At 59.4% G+C, this 21,091-nt stretch carries 21 protein-coding genes; 10 read left to right on the top strand and 11 right to left on the bottom strand.

Annotation, left to right across the window (positions count from 1 at the left end; translation table 11 throughout):
* Window positions 1–45: 45 nt before the first annotated feature.
* The 3 genes from AAIS01_RS14180 to AAIS01_RS14170 form a co-directional block, all read right to left on the bottom strand.
* Window positions 46–306 carry a hypothetical protein gene (locus AAIS01_RS14180; RefSeq protein WP_343469468.1) on the bottom strand — a complete coding sequence of 87 codons (261 nt, stop codon included), beginning with the start codon at window positions 304–306 and terminating at the stop codon, window positions 46–48.
* 138 nt (window positions 307–444) lie between these two features.
* The gene (locus AAIS01_RS14175; protein ID WP_343469467.1) at window positions 445–1,332 is read right to left on the bottom strand and encodes a LysR family transcriptional regulator; all 888 of its coding nucleotides are present in this window, start codon (window positions 1,330–1,332) and stop codon (window positions 445–447) included.
* Window positions 1,333–1,336: 4 nt separating this feature from the next.
* Window positions 1,337–2,023 carry a cysteine hydrolase family protein gene (locus AAIS01_RS14170; RefSeq protein WP_343469466.1) on the bottom strand — a complete coding sequence of 229 codons (687 nt, stop codon included), beginning with the start codon at window positions 2,021–2,023 and terminating at the stop codon, window positions 1,337–1,339.
* A gap of 220 nt (window positions 2,024–2,243) precedes the next feature.
* Between AAIS01_RS14170 and dusA the strand changes: the two genes are divergently transcribed.
* The 4 genes from dusA to tal all read left to right on the top strand — a co-directional run bounded on the left by dusA (window position 2,244) and on the right by tal (window position 8,238).
* Window positions 2,244–3,233, top strand: coding sequence for a tRNA dihydrouridine(20/20a) synthase DusA (dusA, locus tag AAIS01_RS14165; RefSeq protein WP_343469465.1), 990 nt, complete (start codon window positions 2,244–2,246; stop codon window positions 3,231–3,233).
* Window positions 3,234–3,407: 174 nt separating this feature from the next.
* Window positions 3,408–5,144, top strand: a complete 1,737-nt coding sequence (locus AAIS01_RS14160) for a DEAD/DEAH box helicase (protein WP_343469464.1) — start codon at window positions 3,408–3,410, stop codon at window positions 5,142–5,144.
* Complete coding sequence (locus AAIS01_RS14155) at window positions 5,141–7,129, top strand: UvrD-helicase domain-containing protein (RefSeq protein WP_343469463.1); 1,989 nt, start codon at window positions 5,141–5,143, stop codon at window positions 7,127–7,129. Before AAIS01_RS14160 ends, AAIS01_RS14155 begins: the two co-directional genes overlap by 4 nt.
* Window positions 7,130–7,311: 182 nt before the next feature.
* Window positions 7,312–8,238 (top strand): transaldolase, encoded by a 927-nt coding sequence (gene tal, locus AAIS01_RS14150; protein ID WP_343469462.1) that lies wholly within the window; start codon window positions 7,312–7,314, stop codon window positions 8,236–8,238.
* A gap of 347 nt (window positions 8,239–8,585) precedes the next feature.
* Here the strand turns inward: tal and rssC are convergent, their stop codons facing one another.
* From rssC to AAIS01_RS14135, 3 genes are all read right to left on the bottom strand, one after another.
* Entirely contained in the window at window positions 8,586–9,068 is a 483-nt protein-coding gene (gene rssC / locus AAIS01_RS14145; RefSeq protein ID WP_047227232.1) for an anti-sigma factor antagonist RssC, read from the bottom strand.
* The gene (gene rssB, locus AAIS01_RS14140; RefSeq protein ID WP_092403215.1) at window positions 9,068–10,249 is read right to left on the bottom strand and encodes a two-component system response regulator RssB; all 1,182 of its coding nucleotides are present in this window, start codon (window positions 10,247–10,249) and stop codon (window positions 9,068–9,070) included. Before rssB ends, rssC begins: the two co-directional genes overlap by 1 nt.
* Window positions 10,250–10,595: 346 nt before the next feature.
* Window positions 10,596–11,285 (bottom strand): MlaA family lipoprotein, encoded by a 690-nt coding sequence (locus tag AAIS01_RS14135; RefSeq protein ID WP_343469461.1) that lies wholly within the window; start codon window positions 11,283–11,285, stop codon window positions 10,596–10,598.
* A 201-nt stretch (window positions 11,286–11,486) separates the two neighbouring features.
* On the opposite strand from AAIS01_RS14135, the gene pcrP reads away from it, so the two are divergent.
* Both pcrP and AAIS01_RS14125 read left to right on the top strand, forming a co-directional pair.
* Entirely contained in the window at window positions 11,487–12,107 is a 621-nt protein-coding gene (pcrP, locus tag AAIS01_RS14130; protein ID WP_343469460.1) for an HAD superfamily inactivated hydrolase PcrP, read from the top strand.
* A gap of 110 nt (window positions 12,108–12,217) precedes the next feature.
* Entirely contained in the window at window positions 12,218–12,481 is a 264-nt protein-coding gene (locus AAIS01_RS14125) for a DUF4404 family protein (protein ID WP_214912851.1), read from the top strand.
* A gap of 172 nt (window positions 12,482–12,653) precedes the next feature.
* Here the strand turns inward: AAIS01_RS14125 and queF are convergent, their stop codons facing one another.
* Together queF and copI are read right to left on the bottom strand one after the other, a co-directional pair.
* Window positions 12,654–13,484 (bottom strand): NADPH-dependent 7-cyano-7-deazaguanine reductase QueF, encoded by an 831-nt coding sequence (gene queF / locus AAIS01_RS14120; RefSeq protein WP_092403223.1) that lies wholly within the window; start codon window positions 13,482–13,484, stop codon window positions 12,654–12,656.
* A gap of 61 nt (window positions 13,485–13,545) precedes the next feature.
* Window positions 13,546–14,067 (bottom strand): copper-resistant cuproprotein CopI, encoded by a 522-nt coding sequence (copI, locus tag AAIS01_RS14115; protein ID WP_343469459.1) that lies wholly within the window; start codon window positions 14,065–14,067, stop codon window positions 13,546–13,548.
* A gap of 151 nt (window positions 14,068–14,218) precedes the next feature.
* On the opposite strand from copI, the gene AAIS01_RS14110 reads away from it, so the two are divergent.
* The gene (locus tag AAIS01_RS14110) at window positions 14,219–14,899 is read left to right on the top strand and encodes a heavy metal response regulator transcription factor (protein WP_092459115.1); all 681 of its coding nucleotides are present in this window, start codon (window positions 14,219–14,221) and stop codon (window positions 14,897–14,899) included.
* On the top strand, window positions 14,896–16,248 hold the full coding sequence (locus tag AAIS01_RS14105; protein ID WP_343469458.1) for a heavy metal sensor histidine kinase: 1,353 nt from the start codon (window positions 14,896–14,898) through the stop codon (window positions 16,246–16,248). Before AAIS01_RS14110 ends, AAIS01_RS14105 begins: the two co-directional genes overlap by 4 nt.
* A gap of 180 nt (window positions 16,249–16,428) precedes the next feature.
* Here the strand turns inward: AAIS01_RS14105 and AAIS01_RS14100 are convergent, their stop codons facing one another.
* The 3 genes from AAIS01_RS14100 to AAIS01_RS14090 all read right to left on the bottom strand — a co-directional run bounded on the left by AAIS01_RS14100 (window position 16,429) and on the right by AAIS01_RS14090 (window position 19,678).
* Complete coding sequence (locus tag AAIS01_RS14100) at window positions 16,429–17,673, bottom strand: lipoprotein-releasing ABC transporter permease subunit (protein WP_343469457.1); 1,245 nt, start codon at window positions 17,671–17,673, stop codon at window positions 16,429–16,431.
* Between the two features lie 63 nt (window positions 17,674–17,736).
* On the bottom strand, window positions 17,737–18,420 hold the full coding sequence (gene lolD / locus AAIS01_RS14095) for a lipoprotein-releasing ABC transporter ATP-binding protein LolD (protein WP_162843734.1): 684 nt from the start codon (window positions 18,418–18,420) through the stop codon (window positions 17,737–17,739).
* A 7-nt stretch (window positions 18,421–18,427) separates the two neighbouring features.
* Window positions 18,428–19,678, bottom strand: a complete 1,251-nt coding sequence (locus AAIS01_RS14090) for a lipoprotein-releasing ABC transporter permease subunit (protein WP_343469456.1) — start codon at window positions 19,676–19,678, stop codon at window positions 18,428–18,430.
* Between the two features lie 94 nt (window positions 19,679–19,772).
* On the opposite strand from AAIS01_RS14090, the gene AAIS01_RS14085 reads away from it, so the two are divergent.
* Both AAIS01_RS14085 and AAIS01_RS14080 read left to right on the top strand, forming a co-directional pair.
* Window positions 19,773–20,369 carry a PilZ domain-containing protein gene (locus AAIS01_RS14085; protein ID WP_343469455.1) on the top strand — a complete coding sequence of 199 codons (597 nt, stop codon included), beginning with the start codon at window positions 19,773–19,775 and terminating at the stop codon, window positions 20,367–20,369.
* Complete coding sequence (locus tag AAIS01_RS14080) at window positions 20,366–21,088, top strand: glycerophosphodiester phosphodiesterase (RefSeq protein WP_214912858.1); 723 nt, start codon at window positions 20,366–20,368, stop codon at window positions 21,086–21,088. The genes AAIS01_RS14085 and AAIS01_RS14080 overlap by 4 nt, the downstream gene beginning before the upstream one ends.
* Window positions 21,089–21,091 lie beyond the last annotated feature (3 nt).

The following is a 21,091-nucleotide window of genomic DNA, read 5'->3' as shown; positions in this document are numbered from 1 at the left end:
CTTGCTCGCGATGAGGGCGGACACGCAAATGGACGCCCACTCGTATCAAATAAACCTGACAGGCCGCCGATTGGCTTGCCGATGGAGCAGCGCATCGGAGCCGGCCTCAATCGCCGATTTCCGTTTATCCACTGGGGTTTTCCCCACGAGCAGGCTCAACGCGTTGTCGATCTCGTCGGCCGCCCCTTGTGCGTATTGCACGTTTGCCCAGCCCCAGTGGTGTTCAAACATCAACCCACCCACCGCCTGAGCACACAGCTCATCACTGCTTACCCCCATCTTTCCCGCCGCCGCGATCACGGCCATAAGGGCTTGTTCCAACTGACAAATTCGTTCGGCAGACACACTGACCCACTCGATAGGTAACGAGCACTTAGCCTACCAACATATCAATGTGCCACCAACCGGAGGCGCTCAACGGTCACTTGTTCACTCAGGGGACAATCAGACCTTACCGCCGTAGTACTGCGCCATGTAATCCACAAACACTCGCACCTTGGCCGGCAAATTCCGGGCATGCGGATAAAGCGCATAGTAATGCCGCTCCCCAAGGGTGTACTCAGGCAGAATCCGCACCAGTCTTCCCGTCAACAGATCATCCTGCACCGTCGCCAGGGTAAACGCGGCGATGCCCCTGCCCGCCAGGGCGCAGGCGTGCAAGGCGGTAATGGTGTCCGTATGAAAGCTGCTGGCGCAATCCACCGTGCTCGACTCCCCTGCTTCACCCACCAGCACCCACTGAGTGGTCGAGGCATACGTCAGCAGCCGATGGTCTTTGAGTTCAGCCATGCAGCGCGGCAGCCCGCGCTTGAATACATAGGCCGGTGCCGCCACCAGAACCAGCGGCGAAACGCTGAGCAAGCGCGCGACAAGACTGCTGTCGGCCAGCGGTCCAGAAATCCGTAACGCCACATCGAACCCGTCGGCCACCAGATCGACAAGCGGATCCGAGCAGGACAGATCGACCTGGATGTCCGGATATCGCTCCTGGAATGCCGGTAACCAACGGGCCAGCTCCAGCGTACCGACTACCAGCGGGGCACTGATGCGAAGCAGTCCCGAGGGCCGCTCCTGTTCCAGGGTCACGGCCTGGGACGCGGCCTCCACCCGATCCAGAATATCCACGCAAGCGGCGTAATAGCGCTCACCTGCTGCCGTCAGGCTCATGCGCCGAGTATTGCGATGGATCAGACGCACGCCCAGCGCGGACTCCAATTGCTGCAAGTGGCGCGACACCGACGAGTGAGTGGTGTCCAGCCGCTCGGCCGCGGCTGAAAAACCCTGAGCCTCCACGATGCAGCGAAACACGCGCATGGCGAGCATCTGATTCATATTCTTAGCGTACCGGCAGCTTGATGATTTGGGCGGTGGTCATCACATCACCGAACGTATCCTCGACTTCGGCCAGTGCGGCCTTGTGCAAGGCGTCCTTGTCGATAGCGTCGCCACTGGCCCGGGTGATCGCGCGGGTGGCCGAGGCATCGGAGGCGACCAACACATTGTAGCCAAGCGGCGCTGCATCACGGGCAGCACCCGCCACGCACGCGTGGGTCATGAGACCGGAGATGATCAGGTTTTCGATGCCCGCGCGCTTCAAACGCTTGTCCAGGTCAGTACTGCCGAAGACGCTGACCGTGGTCTTTTGCAAAACAACATCCTGAGCCCTGGGCTGCATGTCCGGGTGGAATTTCACGGTTTCGCCATCCTGCGCGAACACCGGCGAACCTGCGGGCGCTATGTGCTGGACGTGATAGACCGGCATCTTGTGTTCATCGGCGAACGTGATCAGCTCACGGGTATTGGCCAGCGCTGCGGCGCCGTCAGGGATAGGCATTTTGCCGGTGAAGTATTCGTTCTGAAAGTCGATTACCAGTAGCGCGGTTTTACCGGCCGGCAGTTGACCGATCGGTGCCGCGCCAGACATGGCCCGGATGGTTGGATGAGCTTCAGCCAATGCACCGGTGCTGGCGACAATGCCGGAGAATGCACAGGCGGCGAGTAAACGACGAGTGAAACGTTGCATGGAAATTCCTTCATTAGGGATTGAGTGAAGGAATGCTAGGGGGAGAGCGCTTGATGAAACACAGTGCGGATGGAACAGGACTTGTTTGGTTTCTGCACAAATAGCCCCTTTCAGTGGCCAAGGCCAGTCAGCTAAGGATCTAATCCAGCCTTAAAAACGCAAGGCTCATTCCTGATAAACTGTCGCCTTATTCGCCCCTCGTCCAATCCAGATACTCTCGATGCCCTCAATCACTGTAATGCCTATCTGCCGTCGTTTCAGCGTTGCACCCATGATGGATTGGACGGACCCCCACTGCAGGTTCTTCCTACGCATCCTCTCCAAACACGCCCTGCTCTACACCGAAATGGTCACCACCGGCGCCTTGCTCAACGGCGATCACGAACGCTTTCTGCGTCACCACGAAGCCGAACATCCCCTGGCGCTCCAGTTGGGCGGCAGTGTTCCAGCCGACTTGGCCGCCTGCGCCCGCATGGGCCAGGAGCACGGCTACGATGAGGTCAACCTCAACGTCGGCTGCCCAAGCGATCGTGTGCAGAACAACATGATCGGCGCATGCCTGATGGGGCATCCCGAGCTGGTGGCCGATTGTGTGAAGGCGATGCGTGATGCGGTGTCGATACCGGTGACGGTCAAGCATCGGATCGGGATCAACGGGCGGGACAGTTACGAGCAGTTGTGTGAGTTCGTGGGGACGGTGCATGAGGCCGGGTGTACGAGTTTTACCGTGCATGCGCGGATTGCGATTCTGGAGGGGTTGTCGCCGAAGGAAAATCGCGACATCCCGCCGCTGCGTTACGACGTGGCGGCACGGCTGAAAAAGGACTTCCCGGAGCTGGAGATTGTGCTCAACGGTGGGATCAAGACGCTGGAAGCCTGCCATGAGCATTTGCAGACATTCGATGGCGTGATGCTGGGGCGCGAGGCCTATCACAACCCTTATCTGCTGGCCGAGGTGGATCAACAACTGTTTGGCAGCAGCGCGCCTGTCATCACCCGCGCCGAGGCGTTAGCGCAGTTGCGGCCCTATATCGCCAAGCACCTGGCCGCTGGCGGGGCGATGCACCACATCACTCGTCATGTACTGGGGTTGGGCAGCGGTTTTCCGGGGGCACGGCGTTTTCGCCAATTGTTGTCGGTGGATATTCACAAAACCAACGACCCGCTGGCGCTGCTGGATCAGGCAGGGCAGTTGCTGGAGGGGCGCTGACGCGCGCAGTTAACGCAACTATAGTTTGTTGGCCACCGCTACTTGCCTTCACTGATCCGATTCACGGCTCTTCCTCCCCCAAAACGGGCGTATCCTGGATCCACAACACTCGCGCCTTGCTCCAACAGTATGTAAAACTGTTGTGCCATCACGGATCACAAGGACGAGTACCGCATGCAAGGGCAACATCCGCTTATTGAAAAGCTTTTTGCGTTTGTCCATGCCGAGCGCGATGCGAACCTTCATCAACTCCTGCAAACCTGGCAGCGACCGTTACATCAGAAGCTTGAAAAGGGTCTGACCCAAGGTTTCACGCGTCTTGAAAAAGCCGACAAGGCTACGTGTCTTTGGGCGTACCTCGATGACAGCGAATCACGCTTTCGTGAAGGGGACATGCTGCGCTTGCACCTGGGCGATCCGTCCACAGGCTTGTTATGTGCCCGGATGACGTTTGAGCGTGAAGAAGACGGCCGATGGCTACTGAGCGAAAAGCTGGCCAATACGGTCTGGGACACCTATCAGGACGGACCTTGCTATGCCGACATGGACGCGCTGGACCTGACGTCTCGCTATGAAAAGGCCCTGGAAGATATCGCCGATTCGATCAATGCCGACAACATCATTGTCCCGCTGCTCGGCGATGCACCGGTGATCACGTTCGACGACACGGACCTGGATTACGCTGAAAGTTTCGCGATCAAGAACCAGTGTAACGAGCATCAGGCCCGGGCCGTCGCCATGGCCTTTGCCGCCGAGCAGATTGCTTGCATTCAGGGCCCACCAGGGACAGGCAAGACCCGTGCTCTGGCCCTGATCGTCCAATTGCTGGTAGAGCGTCAAGAGCGGGTGTTCGTCACCTCCCATACGCACATGGCTATCAACAATGCCCTCGCAAAGATCGCCGAGCGCAACATCCCCACCGTGAAGATTGGGGGTCGCCGGGAAGATCTAAGCAAGACCGTGGATTGGGCAAAAACACCCGCCGACTGGGAAAATCTACCGGCGCACGGAGGTGGCTATGTCATTGGCGCGACCCCCTTCGCCACCTGCAGTCAGCTGGAACATTTCAAATTCGACACGGTGATCTTTGACGAAGCCAGTCAGATCACCCTCCCCCTCGCGCTAATGGCCATGCGCAAAGGCAGGCGGTTTATCTTCATCGGCGATCAGAAACAGCTGCCGCCGGTGCTGTTGTCCCAGTCGATTCTTTCTGGCGAATCGATGTCGATATTTGGTCGCCTCACCGCCCAAACCGCCGACCACACGGTGATGCTCGAAGAAACGTATCGAATGAACCAGTGGTTGACCGAATGGCCGAGCCACAACTACTACAAAGGCAAATTACGCGCAGCGGGCCCTAACAAGGAACGGCGTTTCAATTACGTTGAGGTCGAGGCGCCCATGGATCGCGTATTCGATCCAGAGGCAAGCGCCGTGTTTATCCCCACAACTGACAGAACGGCCAAGACCCGCAATTATCGCGACGCTCAGCGTGTACTCGAACTGTGCAAGGTCGCCCAAACCATGGGCCTTGCCCTGTCTGATATCGGCATCGTCACGCCTTACCGAGCCCAGGGCCGGACGATTCGAACGCTGTTGGCGCGCAGTTTCGGGCGCGAAACGGCCAGCACCATTGTCGCGGATACGGTTGAACGCATGCAGGGACAGGAACGTGAACTCATCATCGTCTCGTTGGCCAGTGGCGATGAGACGTTCATTGGGTCTGTAGCGGAGTTTTTCTTCCAACCTGAGCGGTTGAATGTATCCATCACTCGGGCGATGACTAAATTGATCATCATCGGGCCTGAACTGAGTCAAGGAATTGAATGCAGCAATCGCATCACGCAGCAATGGGCCAATGACTATTTGAGCCTGGTCAGTCGATGCCGCAAAGTGGTGCTCGCCCCATGACGTTGTTTATCCCTGAATGGCAACGCAGCACGGGCGCACATGTGCAAGTCAAACGGGTGTTGCGCAAGCTGGACGACCACCATGTCGTTCGCCAGTGCCTCCCACGAGAGGCTTGGGCGCCGGATTTTTTCCTGCAACACGCGCAACATCAATGGCTGGCAATGGTGCTGTGTGAACTCTCTTTTGAAGCACTGGACCCTGATCAACTGTTCGCGGCGACCGGACAGCAGGTTTTCAAGGACCTGCTCTCACGCCTGGAAACAACCGAGCCCGACGCAATGCCGACCGGGCAGCGGCTCGGTAAGCTGATCGTCATGTGGAACTGCACACCCGACCAGACCAAGCGGTTGTGGCAGCACTATTCAACGCCTGATGGCCCGCGGCTGATGTCCAAGAGCACCTTTATTGAACATGGCCATGAACAGCTGCTCAAATTGCTTAGCTCGTTGAGCCACGAAGCCAGCGACACGCTCATGGGCCATTACTTTCCAGAAGCTGAGATACCCTCGATATGTACGACTCGCCGGCATTTCTCGCGGGACAACTCACCCAAGACCACCCGATACTTCCTGGACTCCCAACAAGAGTGGGCCAGCAAGCTGGATCTGGAGCTGCCTGAAGAACAGACGCAAACCTTGAATGACTTTTCGGTGCGTCTGGTCAACGGCGTGGCGGGTAGCGGCAAAACATTGATCGCCGCCAACAGGGCATTGATCCTGGCAAAAAAATTTCCCGATCAGAAGATATTGATACTGATCCACAATGTCCCGGTGGTCAAAGACCTCAAGCATCGCTTGAAGAAGGCCAGCCCCGAGGGTTTACCGCGCAACCTGACCATCATGACCGCCCTGGCCTGGATACGGCAGCAATGGGTCAATCATTTTGAGCCACAGCCAGAGATGGCGTTTCCTAAAGAGGTGACAAGCCAGATCGCCCATTATCGAAAGTCCTTTGCGGACCTGAAGCCCAGCGATCAGCAACTTCTGGATGAGTTCGACTTCATCAATGAATCACTGATCTGCGACGAGCAGAACTATCTGGCTGCTGAACGCGCCGGCCAAGGGTTTGCCTTGCGCAAGGAAGAACGGGTGCAAGTGTGGTCGCTCTACGGGCAAGTCAATGACGCGCTGAGCAAAAAAGGCGCCCGTTTATGGAGTTCACTGTCCCGGGACCTATGTCTGACCAAGCTCGACAAGCTGGATAAATACCAGCATATCCTGGTAGACGAAGCGCAATTCTTCGCGCCGACCTGGTTTCAACTGGTCAAGAGCACCTTGAGCGACTCCGAAGGCAGCCTGTTTTTATGTGCCGACCCTAACCAGGGCTTTTTGAAAAGCCGACTCAGCTGGAAGCGTGTCGGCTTGGATGTGGCGGGTAAAACCAAGAAGCTTCACCACTCCTATCGAACCACTCAGGCCATATTGCGGGCGGCCGGCCTAGTCCTGGCCGAATTCACCCAAACCGACCCGGACGATTATCTGCAACCTGATTTCGCCGGTATGGATGAAGGCATCGCCCCGCTATTGATCCGGTCAGATACGCCTCAGGATGCGGTCATACAGACCTGTAACGAAATAGCCGGCTACCTGCAAACCCAGCAGATCAATCTATCCAATATGCTGGTTCTGTATGGACGAGATACCAACAAGAAGCTTTTGTTCAAGGCATTGAGCGAGCGATTCGGTTCGCGCAAAATCTGGGATCTGAACAGCATGGAGTCTGTGCACGTAGACACAGACAACCTGCGTGTTTCCAGCCTGGACACCGCAACCGGGCTTGAAGCCAGTGTCGTGTTCCTGTTGGGCCTGGAAAGGCTCATGAGGGAAACGTCCCAGGCGGGAGTACTCTCGGCCCAGGAGTGCGAACAAAACTCGCGAAAACTCTACATGGCAATGACCCGGGCAGGCCAGCGACTGATCCTGATCTCGACGGCACGCCTGCCAGAAGGTATCGCAGGCTTGTTCCTGAACGCACAGCAACCCTGACCGTCAGGCGATGGTGTTGAACCTGAGTCCTGTTTTGGCATCGTATCTATCGATACCCGCCCCGGCCTTTCAAACAGCCGTTTTCAGGTTGTTGCCGCTGGGGCCATCGATCCCCCTTCACGCCCTTGAGTGGCTGCCGGCCCTCGGGTAATGTCAACAGACCCATAGGACAGAGCACGCTCATGACTTCCAAGCTGGAACAACTCAAACAATTCACTACCGTAGTGGCCGATACCGGCGACTTCGAAGCCATCGCCCGCGTTAAACCCGTGGATGCCACCACCAACCCTTCCCTGCTGCTCAAGGCCTCGGCCATTCAAGGCTACGCCGAGCTGCTGAACGCCTGTGTGGCGGATTGCAAGGGCGATGTGGGCTTGGCCAGCGACCGCTTCGGCGTAGCGGTCGGGCAAGAGATTCTCAAGGTGATTCCGGGGCGTATTTCCACTGAAGTGGATGCGCGTCTGTCATTCGATACCGAGGCCGTGTTGAAACGTGCGCATCGCCTGATCGACCTGTACGAAAAAGCCGGTGTTGGCCGCGATCGCGTGCTGATCAAGATCGCGTCCACCTGGGAAGGTATTCGCGCCGCCGAGCAGCTGGAGCGTGAAGGCATCCAGTGCAACCTGACGCTGCTGTTCTCCTTCGCCCAGGCCGCGGCCTGTGCCGATGCCGGCGTGTTCCTGATTTCGCCCTTCGTCGGCCGTATCTACGACTGGTACAAGAAGGCCAATGGCAACGACTACACCGGTGCCGATGATCCGGGCGTGCAGTCGGTGACCCGCATCTACAACTACTACAAAGCCAATGACTACAAAACCGTGGTCATGGGCGCAAGCTTCCGCAACCTCAACCAGATCGAGCAATTGGCCGGCTGCGACCGTTTGACGGTCAGCCCGGAACTGCTGGAGAAACTGGCCGCCGACGAGGGCAAGCTGGAACGTAAACTGGCGCCTGGGCAAGCCGGCGAAGCACGCTTGAGTCTCAATGAAGCTCAGTTCCGCTGGTTGTCCAACGAGGACGCCATGGCAACTGAGAAACTGGCTGAAGGCATTCGTCAGTTCGCTCGGGACCAGGAAAAACTTGAGGCGTTGCTGCAAGCCAAGCTTTGAGGTGATTCAAAGGTGATGCAAAAGGGCGAACCTTGGTGGGTTCGCCCTTTTTTATAGGCTTGGGAAGGTGGCGGCTGACCGGGCGTCATCGCGAGCAAGCTCGCTCCCACAATGGATCGATGGTGTTCTTCGATTGTGTGCTCAGAACCCACCCCCCTGTGGGAGCGGGCTTGCTCGCGAAGGGGCCGGTAGATTCAGCATCGATGCAAGCTGACCCACCGCTTTCGCGAGCAAGCCCGCTCCCTCAGGGGGATTTGGGCAGATTCGGATATCGTGGTCGATGCGTGGCCTTGTGGGAGCGAGCCTGCTCGCGATGAGGCCCGCTCAGCCGACGCAAGCCCTATGGATCAGGGCCGCTCCAGCGCACTCACCAGGTCATGGAACGCTTCACGATTGGAATCGTTCAGACCCATGAGGATCTTATGGGCTTCGAGCACCTTGATCCGCACTTCCTCTTCCGACTGATCCTGATCGGGTAGATCGTCCAGGCATTCAGGGCATGGCACGGGATCGCCGACGATATTGAATACCTGGTCGAAGCCCATCGATTGCAGCAAACGGGTGATGTCGTTGTGGGTGGTGACCACGGTCGGCAGCAGGCCGACCTTTTGCCGCGAAAGGATCGACAGCTTGGCCAGCAGGCCCAGGGTGGTGCTGTCGATGCTGCGGGTTTCGGTCAGGTCGATCACGATGGCGTTGAAATTCAACGCGGTGAAGATCCGCTCAATAGTCGCATCCAGCGCCGAACAGAGGGTCAGGCGCACTTCACCGACAAACTTCAGGACAAAGGTGCCATCCTGCTCGGCGAACTGGATTCTACCGGTACTCATCAAAGATTCCTGCTCAACACTAACAGGGCGATATCATCCGGCATCTCCCCTAGCGTGGCTAATCCAAACACTTGACGCAAGCCTTCCAGGCTGCCGCCCGCTGCGCTTACCCGTTCAGGCAAGGCCGCTTCTTTCTCTTTGAGTGTAGGTTCTGACAAAAGGTCCAGAATGCCATCAGACATCAGCGTCAGGCTGAAAGTCGATGGCAGTTCCAGTACGTGGTCTTCGTAGGTGGCCTCGTTGAACAGGCCCACAGGCAAACCGCGCCCTTCCAGATAACGAACACTGTCTGGCGTGTACAACACCGGCAACGGCAGATGACCGCCGATGCTATAGGTCAACAAACCCGTCTCCTCGTCGATGACTCCACCGACCATCGTGACGTGTTTGCCCAGCTTACAACTGATCAGGCCTCGGTTGATATGACCAAGGACTTCTGAAGGCTTGAACTCAGGCAACGTGCCGTTGCGCTTGGATTCGAACAGCAGGCGCGTGGTCATGAACTTCAACAGGACCGTCACGAATGCTGACGACGCGCCATGGCCGGAAACGTCCGCCAGGTAGAACGCCACGCGACGTTCATCGACCCGGAAATAGTCGACGAAATCCCCCGACAGATACAAAGACGGGATGATCTGGTGGGCAAACCGGAAATCGTCGACGGTCCAGGGACTGACCGGCAACATGTTCATCTGCACCTGGCGGCCGGCGTTCTGGTCTTCCTGCAACAGGTTCAGGCTGGCTTCCAGCTCGCGGTTGGCGGTTTCCAGCTTTTCGCGATAACGCTGGTTCTCCACCAACAGGCGTGAACGGTCCAGGGCCCGGCGCACCGAGTGCTCGAGCACGGCCAGGTCTTCAAGGGGCTTGATCAGGTAATCGGCCGCGCCCAGGCGCAACGCCTCGACCGCGTCATTCATCACACCCGCGCCGGAAACCACGATGACCGGGGTCTGCGAGGAAAGCTCGGTGACCTGGCGAATGAGCTCGAGTCCGCCCATCTGCGGCATGCGCAGGTCGCAGATGACCAGGTCGGGCTTGTCTTGCTCGAATACCTGAAGACCCTGTTGACCGTTGCTGGCCTGCAGGACGCTGAAACCACTGTCTTCCAAGTAGGCTGCGAGGCTGGCTCGCACCACTTCGTCATCATCGATTATCAGCAGCGTGGCACTGGTTTTTGGCATGTGGGCAAACGGCGCCAGAATTAGGTTGGCGTAGCGGGCTGGGCAACTGGGCCTGGCGCTGGCTACTGGATTCGCTTTCTAGCCTCTCTGTCGCACCGCACGCAGGTCCTTGTCCTACACACAGTTACATCAGAGGTGCCCTTCTAAGGCGCAGACGGTACTCCCATCCGCGGGGTGTTTCAAGCTCATGCAGATAGCCGCTTGCCGTCTTGGTTTGTCAAAGTACAGAGAGTTATAAGAACCGGGCGAAGCGTAACTCAATGGAAGGTTGGATCCCTGTTCAAACAGTGCATCAAAGCAAAGAAGGCGGCCGTAGGGCCGCCTTCCTGAGGGTTACCGGTCAAAATTAAAAATCATCTTCGACCTGGCCATCCTTGACCTTGAATTCACGGTTTTGCAAGAAGGCGTTGCGGATAAACACGTACTTGTCGCCACTCACCAGTTTATCGGCGGACAACAGACTGGCGCGGGTATCAACGATGTTGAGGCCGAAGATCGAATTACGCACCGAAACGTTGTCGATGTAACGATAGGGGGCCGCGTAGTTATCGACGAGCCTGGCCGGCGCGTCACGCAGGGTGCTTGGCCCCAGCAGTGGCAGCATGACGTACGGGCCACTGCCCACGCCCCAGTAACCCAGGGTCTGGCCGAAATCTTCATCGCTGCGTTGCAGGCCCATCCGGGTACCCACGTCGAAGAAACCCAACAGGCCGAAGGTGGTGTTGAAGATCAAGCGGGCAGTGTCGACCCCGGCGGCGGCCGGCTTGGCCTGCAACACATTGTTGGCCAGATTGCCCACGTCGCCGATGTTGCGGAACATGTTGTGGATGCCGTCTTCGAGAAATTGCGGCGTCACGTACTGATAGCCCTGGGCCAAAGGCTTGAGCGCATAGGTATCGACGGTGTCGTTGAAAGTGAAGATCGGACGGTTGATGCTTTCCCAAGGATCTTCTTCCGTTGCGGCCTGGGCGGCAAATGGAACCAGCAGGACGCAGGCAGAGAAACTCAGCTGAGCTAGACAATGGCTCCAGCGCATAGGGGAAAACTCCTTGGATTATTCAGGCAAGGGCGCCGAGCCCAGGCGGTAAGGTAGCTAGTATAAAGCGGAACGCAGGGATAGACAGCACTGAAAGAGAAGCAGCCCGTAGGATATTTCTGCAATTCGGCGCCTTCATTTCACTGTCACCGGACTGTCACCGAGGGCCGTTAGGCTGCAGGGTATTTCAAGGACGTTCCCATGCCCCGCGCCGAAACCCTCCCTGTGCCCGCCCCCAGCCTGACCGCCGTTCTGTTTGGCTTGAGCGGTTGCCTGGTGGACTTCGGGGCACGGGCGCGACCGTCAGGCGCAACGCCAACCGAGCATTCGCAGCCAACCCCCGGCGCCCTCGAAAGCCTGCGCCTTTTGCAGCTTCAGGAGATTCCCTGCGCCTGGCTCGACGAACTGCCCCCCGCCGTCAGTCATAGCCTGGCAGCTTCGTTACCGGCGTGGATCAAAGCTCCGCAACTTCCAGCAACAAATTATCCGTGGCCGGCCCCGCATGCCTGCTGGCAAGCCTTGATGGCGTTGAACGTGCAGCAGTTGGACGGCTGCGTGCTGGTCAGCGGCGAGCCTCGCTTGTTGCAGTCGGGGCTCAATGCCGGCTTGTGGACCATCGGGCTGGCATCCTGCGGCTCGCTGTGTGGCCTGGCGCCGAACGAATGGCAGGTCTTGAGCCAACAGGAACGGGAGACCAAGCGTGCCAGGGCCACCGTGCAGTTGTTCGGCCTGGGCGTGCATTCGGTGATCGATCACCTGGGTGAGCTCGACACCTGCCTGGCGGATATCAGCCTGCGTCGGCTCAAAGGTGAAAAGCCCTGACCGAGATCATGCAGGGTGCACGAGGGTGGATTACTCTTAAAGACAAGCCACGGACTTTTGACGCACCGTCGCGGTCCATGGCTGTGCCTATCAATAAAGGGAGTACGCCAATGCCTGCCCGCGAACTGCAGAAACAACTTGATGAACTGCGCGAGCAATTGGAACAGAACCCGCCGCTTTCGGGGCCTGAGCGCGAGAATCTGCATCACCTGATGATTCAGCTCGAAGCCGAAATCGAACTGGATAACAAGCTTCAAAACGCCGACCTCGTCGATGGCGTGAACCTGGCCGTCGAACGCTTCGAACTGGATCACCCCACTATTGCCGGGACCTTGCGCAACATCGTGCAAGCCTTGGGCAACATGGGGATCTGAGCCCGCCAGATGCAAAAAAGCCCCGCTATTGATAGCGGGGCTTTTCAGTTTCAACGATATGAAATCCCCTCTCCTGTGGGAGCGGGCTTGCTCGCGAAGGCGATGGTACATCCAACACAGATGTCGACTGACACACCGCATTCGCGAGCAAGCCCGCTCCCACATTAGATCTTCATTGCCGGACCAGGCGATGGTTCGGCAGCTGCACCTCTTCGGTACTGCGATACGGGTTGATGTCCAGCCCACCCCGTCGCACATAACGCGCATACACCGTCAATTTTTCCGGTTTGAGCAATCGCTGCAGGTCGAGAAAGATCCGCTCCACGCACTGCTCGTGGAAATCCGAATGCTGGCGGAAGCTGACGATGTAGGCCAACAGGCTGGCAGGGTCCAGCGCCGCACCGCGATATTGCACCGCCACGCTGCCCCAGTCTGGCTGGCTGGTGACCGGGCAGTTGGATTTGAGCAGATGACTGTGCAGACTTTCCTCCACGATGCGCGACTCATCGCAACGCAGCAGCTCCGGGCGCGGATGGGCGTAAGAGTCGACGCTGATGTCCAGGTCATCGATGCATACACCGGGCAGCGCCACAACACCTTCACTTTCCACCTCTTTCAGGCTGCGGATCCGCACGCCCACCGGTTTGCCGGCAGCCGCCGACAGGTCCTGGCGCAGGGTCGCTTCCAGGCTCGCGGTATCAGCGAATGGCGTCTGGTTCAGTGAGTTGAGATACAGCTTGAAAGATTTGGATTCGATGATGTTCGGTGAGTCCGCCGCGATTGCGAATTCGCCAATGGCCACCACCGGTTTGCCGGACGGCAGCAGCCACGACAGCTCGAAACAGTTCCAGAAATCCACGCCCTTGTACGGCAGGGTCTCGGCCGTCAGGCCCAGCTCCGCCCATTTCGCGGTGCGCGGGATCGGAAACAGCAGTGACGGCGTGTACGTGGCGATGTATTCGCTGGATTTGCCCAGCGGCGAATGTTCGGCTGCGGGATGCATGACGGAAACCTGACTGAAGAATCAGCCGATTCTATCAGCCTTTGCCCCAGCCTTTGAGTGCTTACTGACTGACTGTCAACTTGCCTTTCATGCCGGCCTGGTAATGGCCGGGCACATTACAGGCGAATTCCAGGCGCATGGCCTTGCTGAAGGTCCAGGTCAGTTCAGCGGTTTTGCCCGGTTCCACCAACACACTGTTGGGGTCTTCGTGGCGCATACCGGCCTGCCCGTGACCCATCGCGTCATGAGCCATGCCTGGCTTCATGGCGGTCGGGGTCAACTGCCCGCTCTGTTGCATCTTGAGCATTTGCTGCTGATGTTCGGCGTGCATCGCGGCATTGCCCAGATTGAACTCATGCAGCAACTGTCCGTTATTGATCAGTACAAACCGAACGGTCTCCCCAGCCTTGATATCCAGCGCACCGGGATCGAACGTCATGTCCCCCATCACCACATCGATGCTGCGAGTGGCCTTGGCCGCCGATGCAGGCTGGCCGAAATCAAAATGGCCCGGTGACGCCCACGATGGCGCGCTGAGCACCAGTGCAAAGGCGGCCAGGATCAAGCGGTTTGCCATTAACATGTCCATACTCCTATGGGATTGAGCGTGGGGGAACTCTATCCCTGTACGCCTGCCAATCGGCTGACGGCTCGATTACAACTTTGTCAGGTAGCGCCACGGCCCAGCCCGACGCGGTATAACGCCCTCGTTCCAACAACGCCTTGAGCTGCCCATGAAACTGCTGATCGTCGAAGACCAAACCAAAACCGGCCAATACCTGCGCCAAGGCCTGACCGAAGCCGGGTTCAACGCCGATCTGGTGGCCGATGGCATTACCGGCCAGCAGTTGGCCCTGAGCGGCGAATACGCCTTGCTGATCCTTGATGTGATGCTGCCCGGCCGCGATGGCTGGCAGATTCTGCAGGCCGTGCGCGGGGCCGGCCTGGATACGCCAGTACTGTTTCTCACCGCGCGGGATGCGGTTCAGGATCGCGTGCATGGCCTGGAGTTGGGCGCCGACGATTACTTGGTCAAACCCTTTGCCTTCTCCGAACTGCTGGCGCGAGTACGCAGCCTGTTGCGCCGGGGTAGCTCGGCACCCCAGGAAACCAGCCTGCGACTGGCAGACCTGCGCCTGGACCTGATCCGCCGCCGCGTCGAACGTAGCGGCCGGCGCATCGACCTGACGGCCAAGGAGTTCGCATTGCTGGAGCTGCTCCTGCGTCGCCAGGGCGAGGTCCTGCCCAAATCCCTGATTGCCTCCCAGGTCTGGGATATGAATTTCGACAGCGACACCAACGTCATCGAAGTCGCGATACGGCGCCTGCGAATCAAGATCGACGATGACTTTCCCAGCAAGCTGATCCACACCGTGCGGGGCATGGGGTATGTGCTTGAAGAGCGCAGCCTGTGAGGGGGCGTTGGTCGCTGAGCAGCCGGCTGGCGCTGCTGTTCGCCGCCTGCACCGCCGTGGTATCCCTGTTTGCCGGCGTGCTGTTCAGCCGTGGCAGCGAGGCGCACTTCATCGAGCTGGATCAGCAATTGCTCGAAGGCAAACTGATCGGCCTGCGTCGCGCCCTGCAAGGGCTTGATGCCGAGCAAACCCAAAGCCGTCTGGCAGATGAGCTCAGTCGCCAGGCCGACCTGGCCTTGCGCATCAAGGATCGCGATGGCGTGCGCTGGTACGACAGTTCGCTGCGGATTCCGGCTCAGTTGCCGGAGCGTCCCGGCCTGTCCACCCTCAGCGATGCCGACACTGACTACCGGGTATTGAATGCGCCGTTGTACCCCGAGCGCGCGGACTCACCGCAACTGACGCTGCTGCTGGACATCACCCACCACCAGCACTTCCTGCAACGCATGCAGCGCCTGATCTGGCTGACAGTCGGCCTCTCGGCCCTGGCTACCGCCCTGCTCGGTGCCTGGGCCGCCCGGCGCGGCTTGCGACCGTTGCGGCGCATGGGGGCCATTGCCGGCAGCGTCTCGGCCCGTTCGCTCAATGCCCGATTGCCGGAAGAACACATGCCCGCCGAACTGGCAGAACTGGCCCACAGCATCAACGACATGCTGCGACGCCTCGATGATGCGTTTCAACGGCTCTCGGCGTTCTCTGCCGACATCGCCCATGAATTGCGCACCCCGTTATCGAACCTGTTGACCCACACCCAGGTCACCCTCACCCGCGAACGCTCGCTGGAGGACTATCGCGAAGCGTTGCACAGCAATCTTGAAGAGCTGCAATGGATGGCGCAATTGGTCAACGACATGCTCTACCTGGCCAAGGCTGACCACGGCTTGCTGGCACCCAGCCGCGAACCGCTGGAACTGGCTCAGGAAGTGGATCTGCTGCTGGAGTTTTTTGCCCCGCTGGCCGAAGACGCCCACGTGCGCTTGAGCCGTGAAGGCAACGGCCGTATCGAGGGCGACCGCAGCATGTTGCGCCGAGCCCTGTCCAATTTGCTGGACAATGCTTTGCGCTTCACGCCCAACGGTGGCGAAGTGCGGGTCCATATTGTCGAGGGCACCGGGCAGGTGCAGGTGAATGTGGAGAACAGCGGTGACGGGATTTCAGCGGATTTGCTGCCGCGTTTGTTCGACCGCTTCTATCGCGCCGACCCGGCCCGCCAGGAAGGCAGCAGTGAACACGCCGGGTTGGGACTGGCCATCACCCGCTCCATCGTCCGCGCCCATGGCGGGCAGATCCGCTGCGAATCGGCCGATGGCTGGACACGGTTTTTGATTGAGTTGCCGAAAGAGGATTAAGCCCGACGCTCCCTGTGGCGAGGGGATTTATCCCCGCTGGGCTGCGAAGCAGCCCCAATACAGTCAACTCAACCTGCCTGCTACACTCAGGTGCCAGGATTTAGGGTCGCTTCGCGACCCAGCGGGGATAAATCCCCTCGCCACAGAGAGTGTCCACTTGACACAAGATTTTGCGGTGACTCAGGAATACCGCAACGCCTGTGCAGGCTCGACCTTCGCCGCACGCCAGGCCGGGTAAACCGTGGCGAGGAAGCTGAGGATGAACCCGGCCGAGCAGATCAGCACCACATCACCGCGTTGAAGCTCCGAAGGCAGGTTGCTGACGAAATACACGTCGGAACTGAAAATATGCTGGCCAGTGACCCTTTCGAACCACCCCACTAAATCACTGACGTTCAGCGCCGCAATCACCCCCAGCACGCCGCCGATCAGCGTGCCGACCACGCCAATCACCGTGCCCTGGACCATGAAGATCGCCATGATCTGCCGCGGCGTGGCGCCGATGGTGCGCAAGATCGCGATATCTGCGCCTTTATCGTTCACCACCATGATCAGGGTCGCGATGATGTTGAATGCCGCCACCGCGACAATCATCAATAACAGCAGGCCGATCATGGTTTTTTCCATCTTCATGGCACTGAACAGGCTGCCCTGGGTGTGGGTCCAGTCGTCGGCCTTGTAGGCCGCACCGAGGCCCGTGGCGATGTCGGCGGACACTTGCGGCGCGGCGTACAGGTCCTTGACCGCCAGGCGCACGCTTTGCACCTGGTTCGGCTGCCAATGCTGCATTTGCGCGGCGTCGGCCACGTGGATCAGCGCCATGGAGCCGTCCAGCTCGGCGCCCACCTTGAACACGCCGACCACATTCAAGCGCTGCATCCGCGGGGTGATGCCACCCGGCGCGGTGCTGATTTCCGGCACGATCAGGGTCAATTTGTCACCGACGTTCAGCCGGAAGCGCCGGGCGGTGATTTCACCGATCACCACGCCAAACTCGCCCGGTTTCAAGGCATCGAGCCGCCCCTGGACAATATGCTGGGCAACGATGGACACCTTGCCTTCCTGGGCCGGGTCGATGCCGCTGATCTGGATGGGTTGCATCGCGCCTTTATGGCTGAGCATGCCTTCCATTTCAGTGAACGGAACAGCGGCGATCACTTCAGGATTTTTCAGCGCCGCGGCGGCCACCGGCTGCCAATCATCAATCGGCTTGACGCCGACAATGGTGGCGTGGGGCACCATGCCGAGGATGCGCGAGCTCATTTCGCGCTGGAAGCCGTTCATCACCGACAACACCACGATCATCGCCAGCACCCCCAGGGCGAGGCCGATCATCGAGGTCATGGAGATGAACGAAACAAAGCGATTGCGGCGCTTGGCGCGGGTATAGCGCGTGCCGATGAAGATCGATAACGGTCTGAACATTCGCGGGGCACCGTATGAAAATAAAAGACCCGGCGCTTGCAGCAAGCGCCGGGTTTCGGTCGGTCAAATGGGCGTCAGGCAACCTTCCTGCAAGTGCAGGACGCGGTCCATCTGCCGGGCCAGGTTCATGTCGTGGGTCACCACCAGGAACGCGGTGCGCATCGACGTGCTGAGCTCCAGCATCAGGTCCTGAATGCCTTGGGCGGTGTGGGAGTCGAGGTTGCCGGTGGGTTCGTCGAGCATCACCAGCCCAGGCTTGTTGACCAGGGCCCGGGCGATGGCCACACGCTGGCGCTCGCCACCGGACAGCTCGGCCGGCTTGTGTTCCAGGCGATGGCCCAACCCTACCCGCTCCAGCAACGCCGTGGCGCGCTGACGTGCTTCGGGAATCGCGGTGCGGCCGATCAACAGCGGCATGCAGACGTTTTCCAGCGCGGTGAACTCAGGCAGCAAATGGTGGAACTGATAAACGAAGCCCAGGGAGCGGTTGCGCAGCAGGCCACGGGCCTTCTCGTTCAGCGCCGAGAGCTCTTCGCCCGCCAGCCAGACACTGCCGGCCGTCGGTGTATCGAGGCCGCCCAGCAGGTTGAGCAAGGTACTCTTGCCCGACCCGGAGGTGCCGACAATCGCCACACGTTCGCCCGGGTGCAGCTCCAGCTGCAAGCCCGACAACACCACCACCGACTCCGGACCCTCCTCGTAGGATTTGCCCAGGTTACGGCAGCTCAAGATTGCTTTTTCACTCATACCCAACTCACTCATAACGTAACGCCTCCGCCGGCTGGGTGCGCGCGGCACGCCAGGCTGGATACAGGGTGGCGAGAAAACTCAGGACCAACGCGGCGCCGCAGACCATCAACACATCGTCTGTCTGCAACTGCGACGGCAGGTAGTCGATGAAATACACGTCGGCGTTGAGAAACTTGTGCCCGATCAGGCCTTCGAGGGCGGCAATCGCGGCGCTGACGTTGAGCGCGGCAAACATGCCGACCAAGGCACCGACGAGGGTACCGATCACGCCAATGACCGTGCCCTGGACCATGAAGATCCGCATGATCTGCCCCGGCGTGGCGCCGAGGGTGCGCAGAATGGCGATGTCGCCCTTCTTGTCGTTCACCACCATCACCAGGGTGGAAATGATATTGAACGCCGCCACGGCGACGATCAGCAGCAACAACAGGCCGATCATGGCTTTTTCCATGCGAATCGCCTGGTACAGATTGCCGTGGGTGCGCGTCCAGTCCCGGGCGTAGTAACGGTCTTCGCCGAGCTGCTGGGCGATGGTCCAGGCAACCCGCGGCGCCTGGAACAGGTCGTCGAACTTCAAGCGCAGGCCCTGGACCTGGTCCGGCTTCCAGCGATGCAGACGGGCCAGGTCCTGAAGGTTGGTCACGCCCAGGTAACCGTCCAGCTCGCCGGCACCGACATGGAAAATGCCGACCACGGTAAAGCGTTTCATACGCGGGAACATACCCCCCGGGGTCACGGTGACTTCCGGTGCCACAAAGGTCAGCTTGTCGCCGATGGTCGCGCCAAGCTTGGCCGCGGCCTTGTCGCCGATCACGATGCCAAAGCTGCCGGGCGCCAGGTCGTCGAGTTGGCCCTGCTTCATGAAGTTGTCGATGATCGACACCTGCCGCTCAAGCCCGGGGTCAATGCCATTGAGCAAGACCTTGGAAACCTTGCCGTTGTGGGTCAGCAGCCCCTGCATCTGGGTGAACGGCGCCACCGCCAGCACCTGCGGGTTCTGCATGACCTTGGCGGCCAGGCTCGGCCAGTCGCTGATGGCCTCGCCGGTTTCGAGGGTGGCGTGGGGCACCATGCCCAGCACGCGAGTGCGCATTTCATGGTCGAAGCCGTTCATCACCGACAGCACGACGATCATCACGACCACGCCAAGGGCCAGTCCGATGATTGAAGTCAGGGAAATGAACGATACGAAATGATTGCGACGTTTTGCACGGGTATAACGCGTGCCGATAAATACGAAGAGAGGTCTGAACATGTCGGGGCTTGTTCGGAGGGAAAAGGAACGTCCTTGTGGCGGGGGTCACAAACCAGCTTTACACTCAGACCACCGCCGCTACCATGGGTTCGCCATGTCGACATTAGATGAAGAAGATCGCCGCGAATACTACCGTATCGAGGACACGATCGCACTGGAAATTCGGCCCCTCTCCATTCCTGAAGCTGCTGACCAGGAAGTGTTGCAGGATGCTTCTCCACTTTTCAATCTGCTCAGTGAACTGCACCTGAGCGAATTCGAATCGCAACACCTGCTGCGCCAGATCAGCGAGCGCGAGCGCAGCATCGCGGCTTACCTCAAAGCGATGAACAAACGCATCGACCTGCTCAGTCAGGTCATTGCCCTGACCGCGCTCGGCGAAATCGGCGAGCCGCAGCCGGTGATCATTTCTGAAGGGGGCGTCGACTTCCAATACCCCACTCCCATTGCCGTCGGCGCGCATCTGTCGATCAAGATGGTGCTGATGCCCCAGGCCCTGGGGCTGTTGCTGCGGGCCCGGGTGACTCATTGCGACCCCAAGGGCGATGGCTACGACGTGGGCACCGAGTTCGAGCGCCCTACCGATGCCCAGCGCCAGCTGCTGGCCCGCTACATCCTGCAAAAACAGGCGCAAGAGCGGCGCCTGGCACGAGAACTGAACGAATCCGGCATCAATAAGGAAGAACCGTGACCCTCATTTATGGCCACCGCGGCGCCAAGGGCGAAGCGCCAGAAAATACCCTGACCGGTTTCCAGGAATGCCTCAAGCACGGCGTGCGCCGATGCGAGCTGGACCTGCACCTGTCCATGGACGGCGAGTTGATGGTCATCCACGACCCGACCCTCAAGCGCACCACCGATCGCCGGGGCAAGGTGGTGGAACATACCGCTGCCGAGCTGGTGACCTACGATGCACGCAAGGGTGGCCCGGGCTGGATCAAGCCGTGCCCGATCCCGCGCCTGGAGGAACTGTTCGAACAATGTGATTTCGAGCATTGGCAACTGGAGGTCAAGAGTGCCTCACGCACCCGCGCCGCCGCCACCGTGCTGGGGATCCGCGAGATGGCCCAGCGTTTCGGCTTGCTGGACAAAATCACCATCACCTCAGGTTCCCGGGAAGTACTCAAGGCTGCCCTGGACCTGACCCCGGACATCGCCCGCGGGCTGGTGGCCGAGTACGCCTGGCTCGACCCGCTGAAGGTCGCGCAAAGTTATGGCTGCCAGATTCTGGCGCTTAACTGGACGCTGTGTACGCCGGAACGCCTGATCAAGGCCCAGCGTCAGGGGTTGCATGTCTCGGTGTGGACCGTCAACGAACCCGCGCTGATGCGCAGGCTCGCCGACTTCGGCGTTGACAGCCTGATTACAGACTTTCCCGGTTTGGCCACTGCCACTCTCGAGAATTGCTGAAAT

It is taken from the genome of Pseudomonas halotolerans (genome assembly GCF_039581215.1).
Lineage (GTDB): Bacteria > Pseudomonadota > Gammaproteobacteria > Pseudomonadales > Pseudomonadaceae > Aquipseudomonas > Aquipseudomonas tehranensis.
The sequence above is the reverse complement of the archived record's forward strand: the minus strand, read 5'-3'. Positions and strand labels throughout refer to the sequence as shown.

What these genes read in the sequence shown, in the direction of transcription:
- pcrP (WP_343469460.1), top strand. Translation starts at nt 11,487, where the DNA reads ATGCCCCGCGCCGAAACCCTCCCTGTGCCCGCCCCCAGCCTGACCGCC.
- tal (WP_343469462.1), top strand. Translation starts at nt 7,312, where the DNA reads ATGACTTCCAAGCTGGAACAACTCAAACAATTCACTACCGTAGTGGCC.
- queF (WP_092403223.1), bottom strand. Translation starts at nt 13,484, where the DNA reads ATGCATCCCGCAGCCGAACATTCGCCGCTGGGCAAATCCAGCGAATAC.
- rssB (WP_092403215.1), bottom strand. Translation starts at nt 10,249, where the DNA reads ATGCCAAAAACCAGTGCCACGCTGCTGATAATCGATGATGACGAAGTG.
- dusA (WP_343469465.1), top strand. Translation starts at nt 2,244, where the DNA reads ATGCCCTCAATCACTGTAATGCCTATCTGCCGTCGTTTCAGCGTTGCA.
- rssC (WP_047227232.1), bottom strand. Translation starts at nt 9,068, where the DNA reads ATGAGTACCGGTAGAATCCAGTTCGCCGAGCAGGATGGCACCTTTGTC.
- AAIS01_RS14125 (WP_214912851.1), top strand. Translation starts at nt 12,218, where the DNA reads ATGCCTGCCCGCGAACTGCAGAAACAACTTGATGAACTGCGCGAGCAA.
- lolD (WP_162843734.1), bottom strand. Translation starts at nt 18,420, where the DNA reads ATGAGTGAAAAAGCAATCTTGAGCTGCCGTAACCTGGGCAAATCCTAC.
- AAIS01_RS14090 (WP_343469456.1), bottom strand. Translation starts at nt 19,678, where the DNA reads ATGTTCAGACCTCTCTTCGTATTTATCGGCACGCGTTATACCCGTGCA.
- AAIS01_RS14085 (WP_343469455.1), top strand. Translation starts at nt 19,773, where the DNA reads ATGTCGACATTAGATGAAGAAGATCGCCGCGAATACTACCGTATCGAG.
- AAIS01_RS14100 (WP_343469457.1), bottom strand. Translation starts at nt 17,673, where the DNA reads ATGTTCAGACCGTTATCGATCTTCATCGGCACGCGCTATACCCGCGCC.
- AAIS01_RS14155 (WP_343469463.1), top strand. Translation starts at nt 5,141, where the DNA reads ATGACGTTGTTTATCCCTGAATGGCAACGCAGCACGGGCGCACATGTG.
- AAIS01_RS14180 (WP_343469468.1), bottom strand. Translation starts at nt 306, where the DNA reads ATGGCCGTGATCGCGGCGGCGGGAAAGATGGGGGTAAGCAGTGATGAG.
- AAIS01_RS14160 (WP_343469464.1), top strand. Translation starts at nt 3,408, where the DNA reads ATGCAAGGGCAACATCCGCTTATTGAAAAGCTTTTTGCGTTTGTCCAT.
- AAIS01_RS14135 (WP_343469461.1), bottom strand. Translation starts at nt 11,285, where the DNA reads ATGCGCTGGAGCCATTGTCTAGCTCAGCTGAGTTTCTCTGCCTGCGTC.
- copI (WP_343469459.1), bottom strand. Translation starts at nt 14,067, where the DNA reads ATGTTAATGGCAAACCGCTTGATCCTGGCCGCCTTTGCACTGGTGCTC.
- AAIS01_RS14175 (WP_343469467.1), bottom strand. Translation starts at nt 1,332, where the DNA reads ATGAATCAGATGCTCGCCATGCGCGTGTTTCGCTGCATCGTGGAGGCT.
- AAIS01_RS14110 (WP_092459115.1), top strand. Translation starts at nt 14,219, where the DNA reads ATGAAACTGCTGATCGTCGAAGACCAAACCAAAACCGGCCAATACCTG.
- AAIS01_RS14170 (WP_343469466.1), bottom strand. Translation starts at nt 2,023, where the DNA reads ATGCAACGTTTCACTCGTCGTTTACTCGCCGCCTGTGCATTCTCCGGC.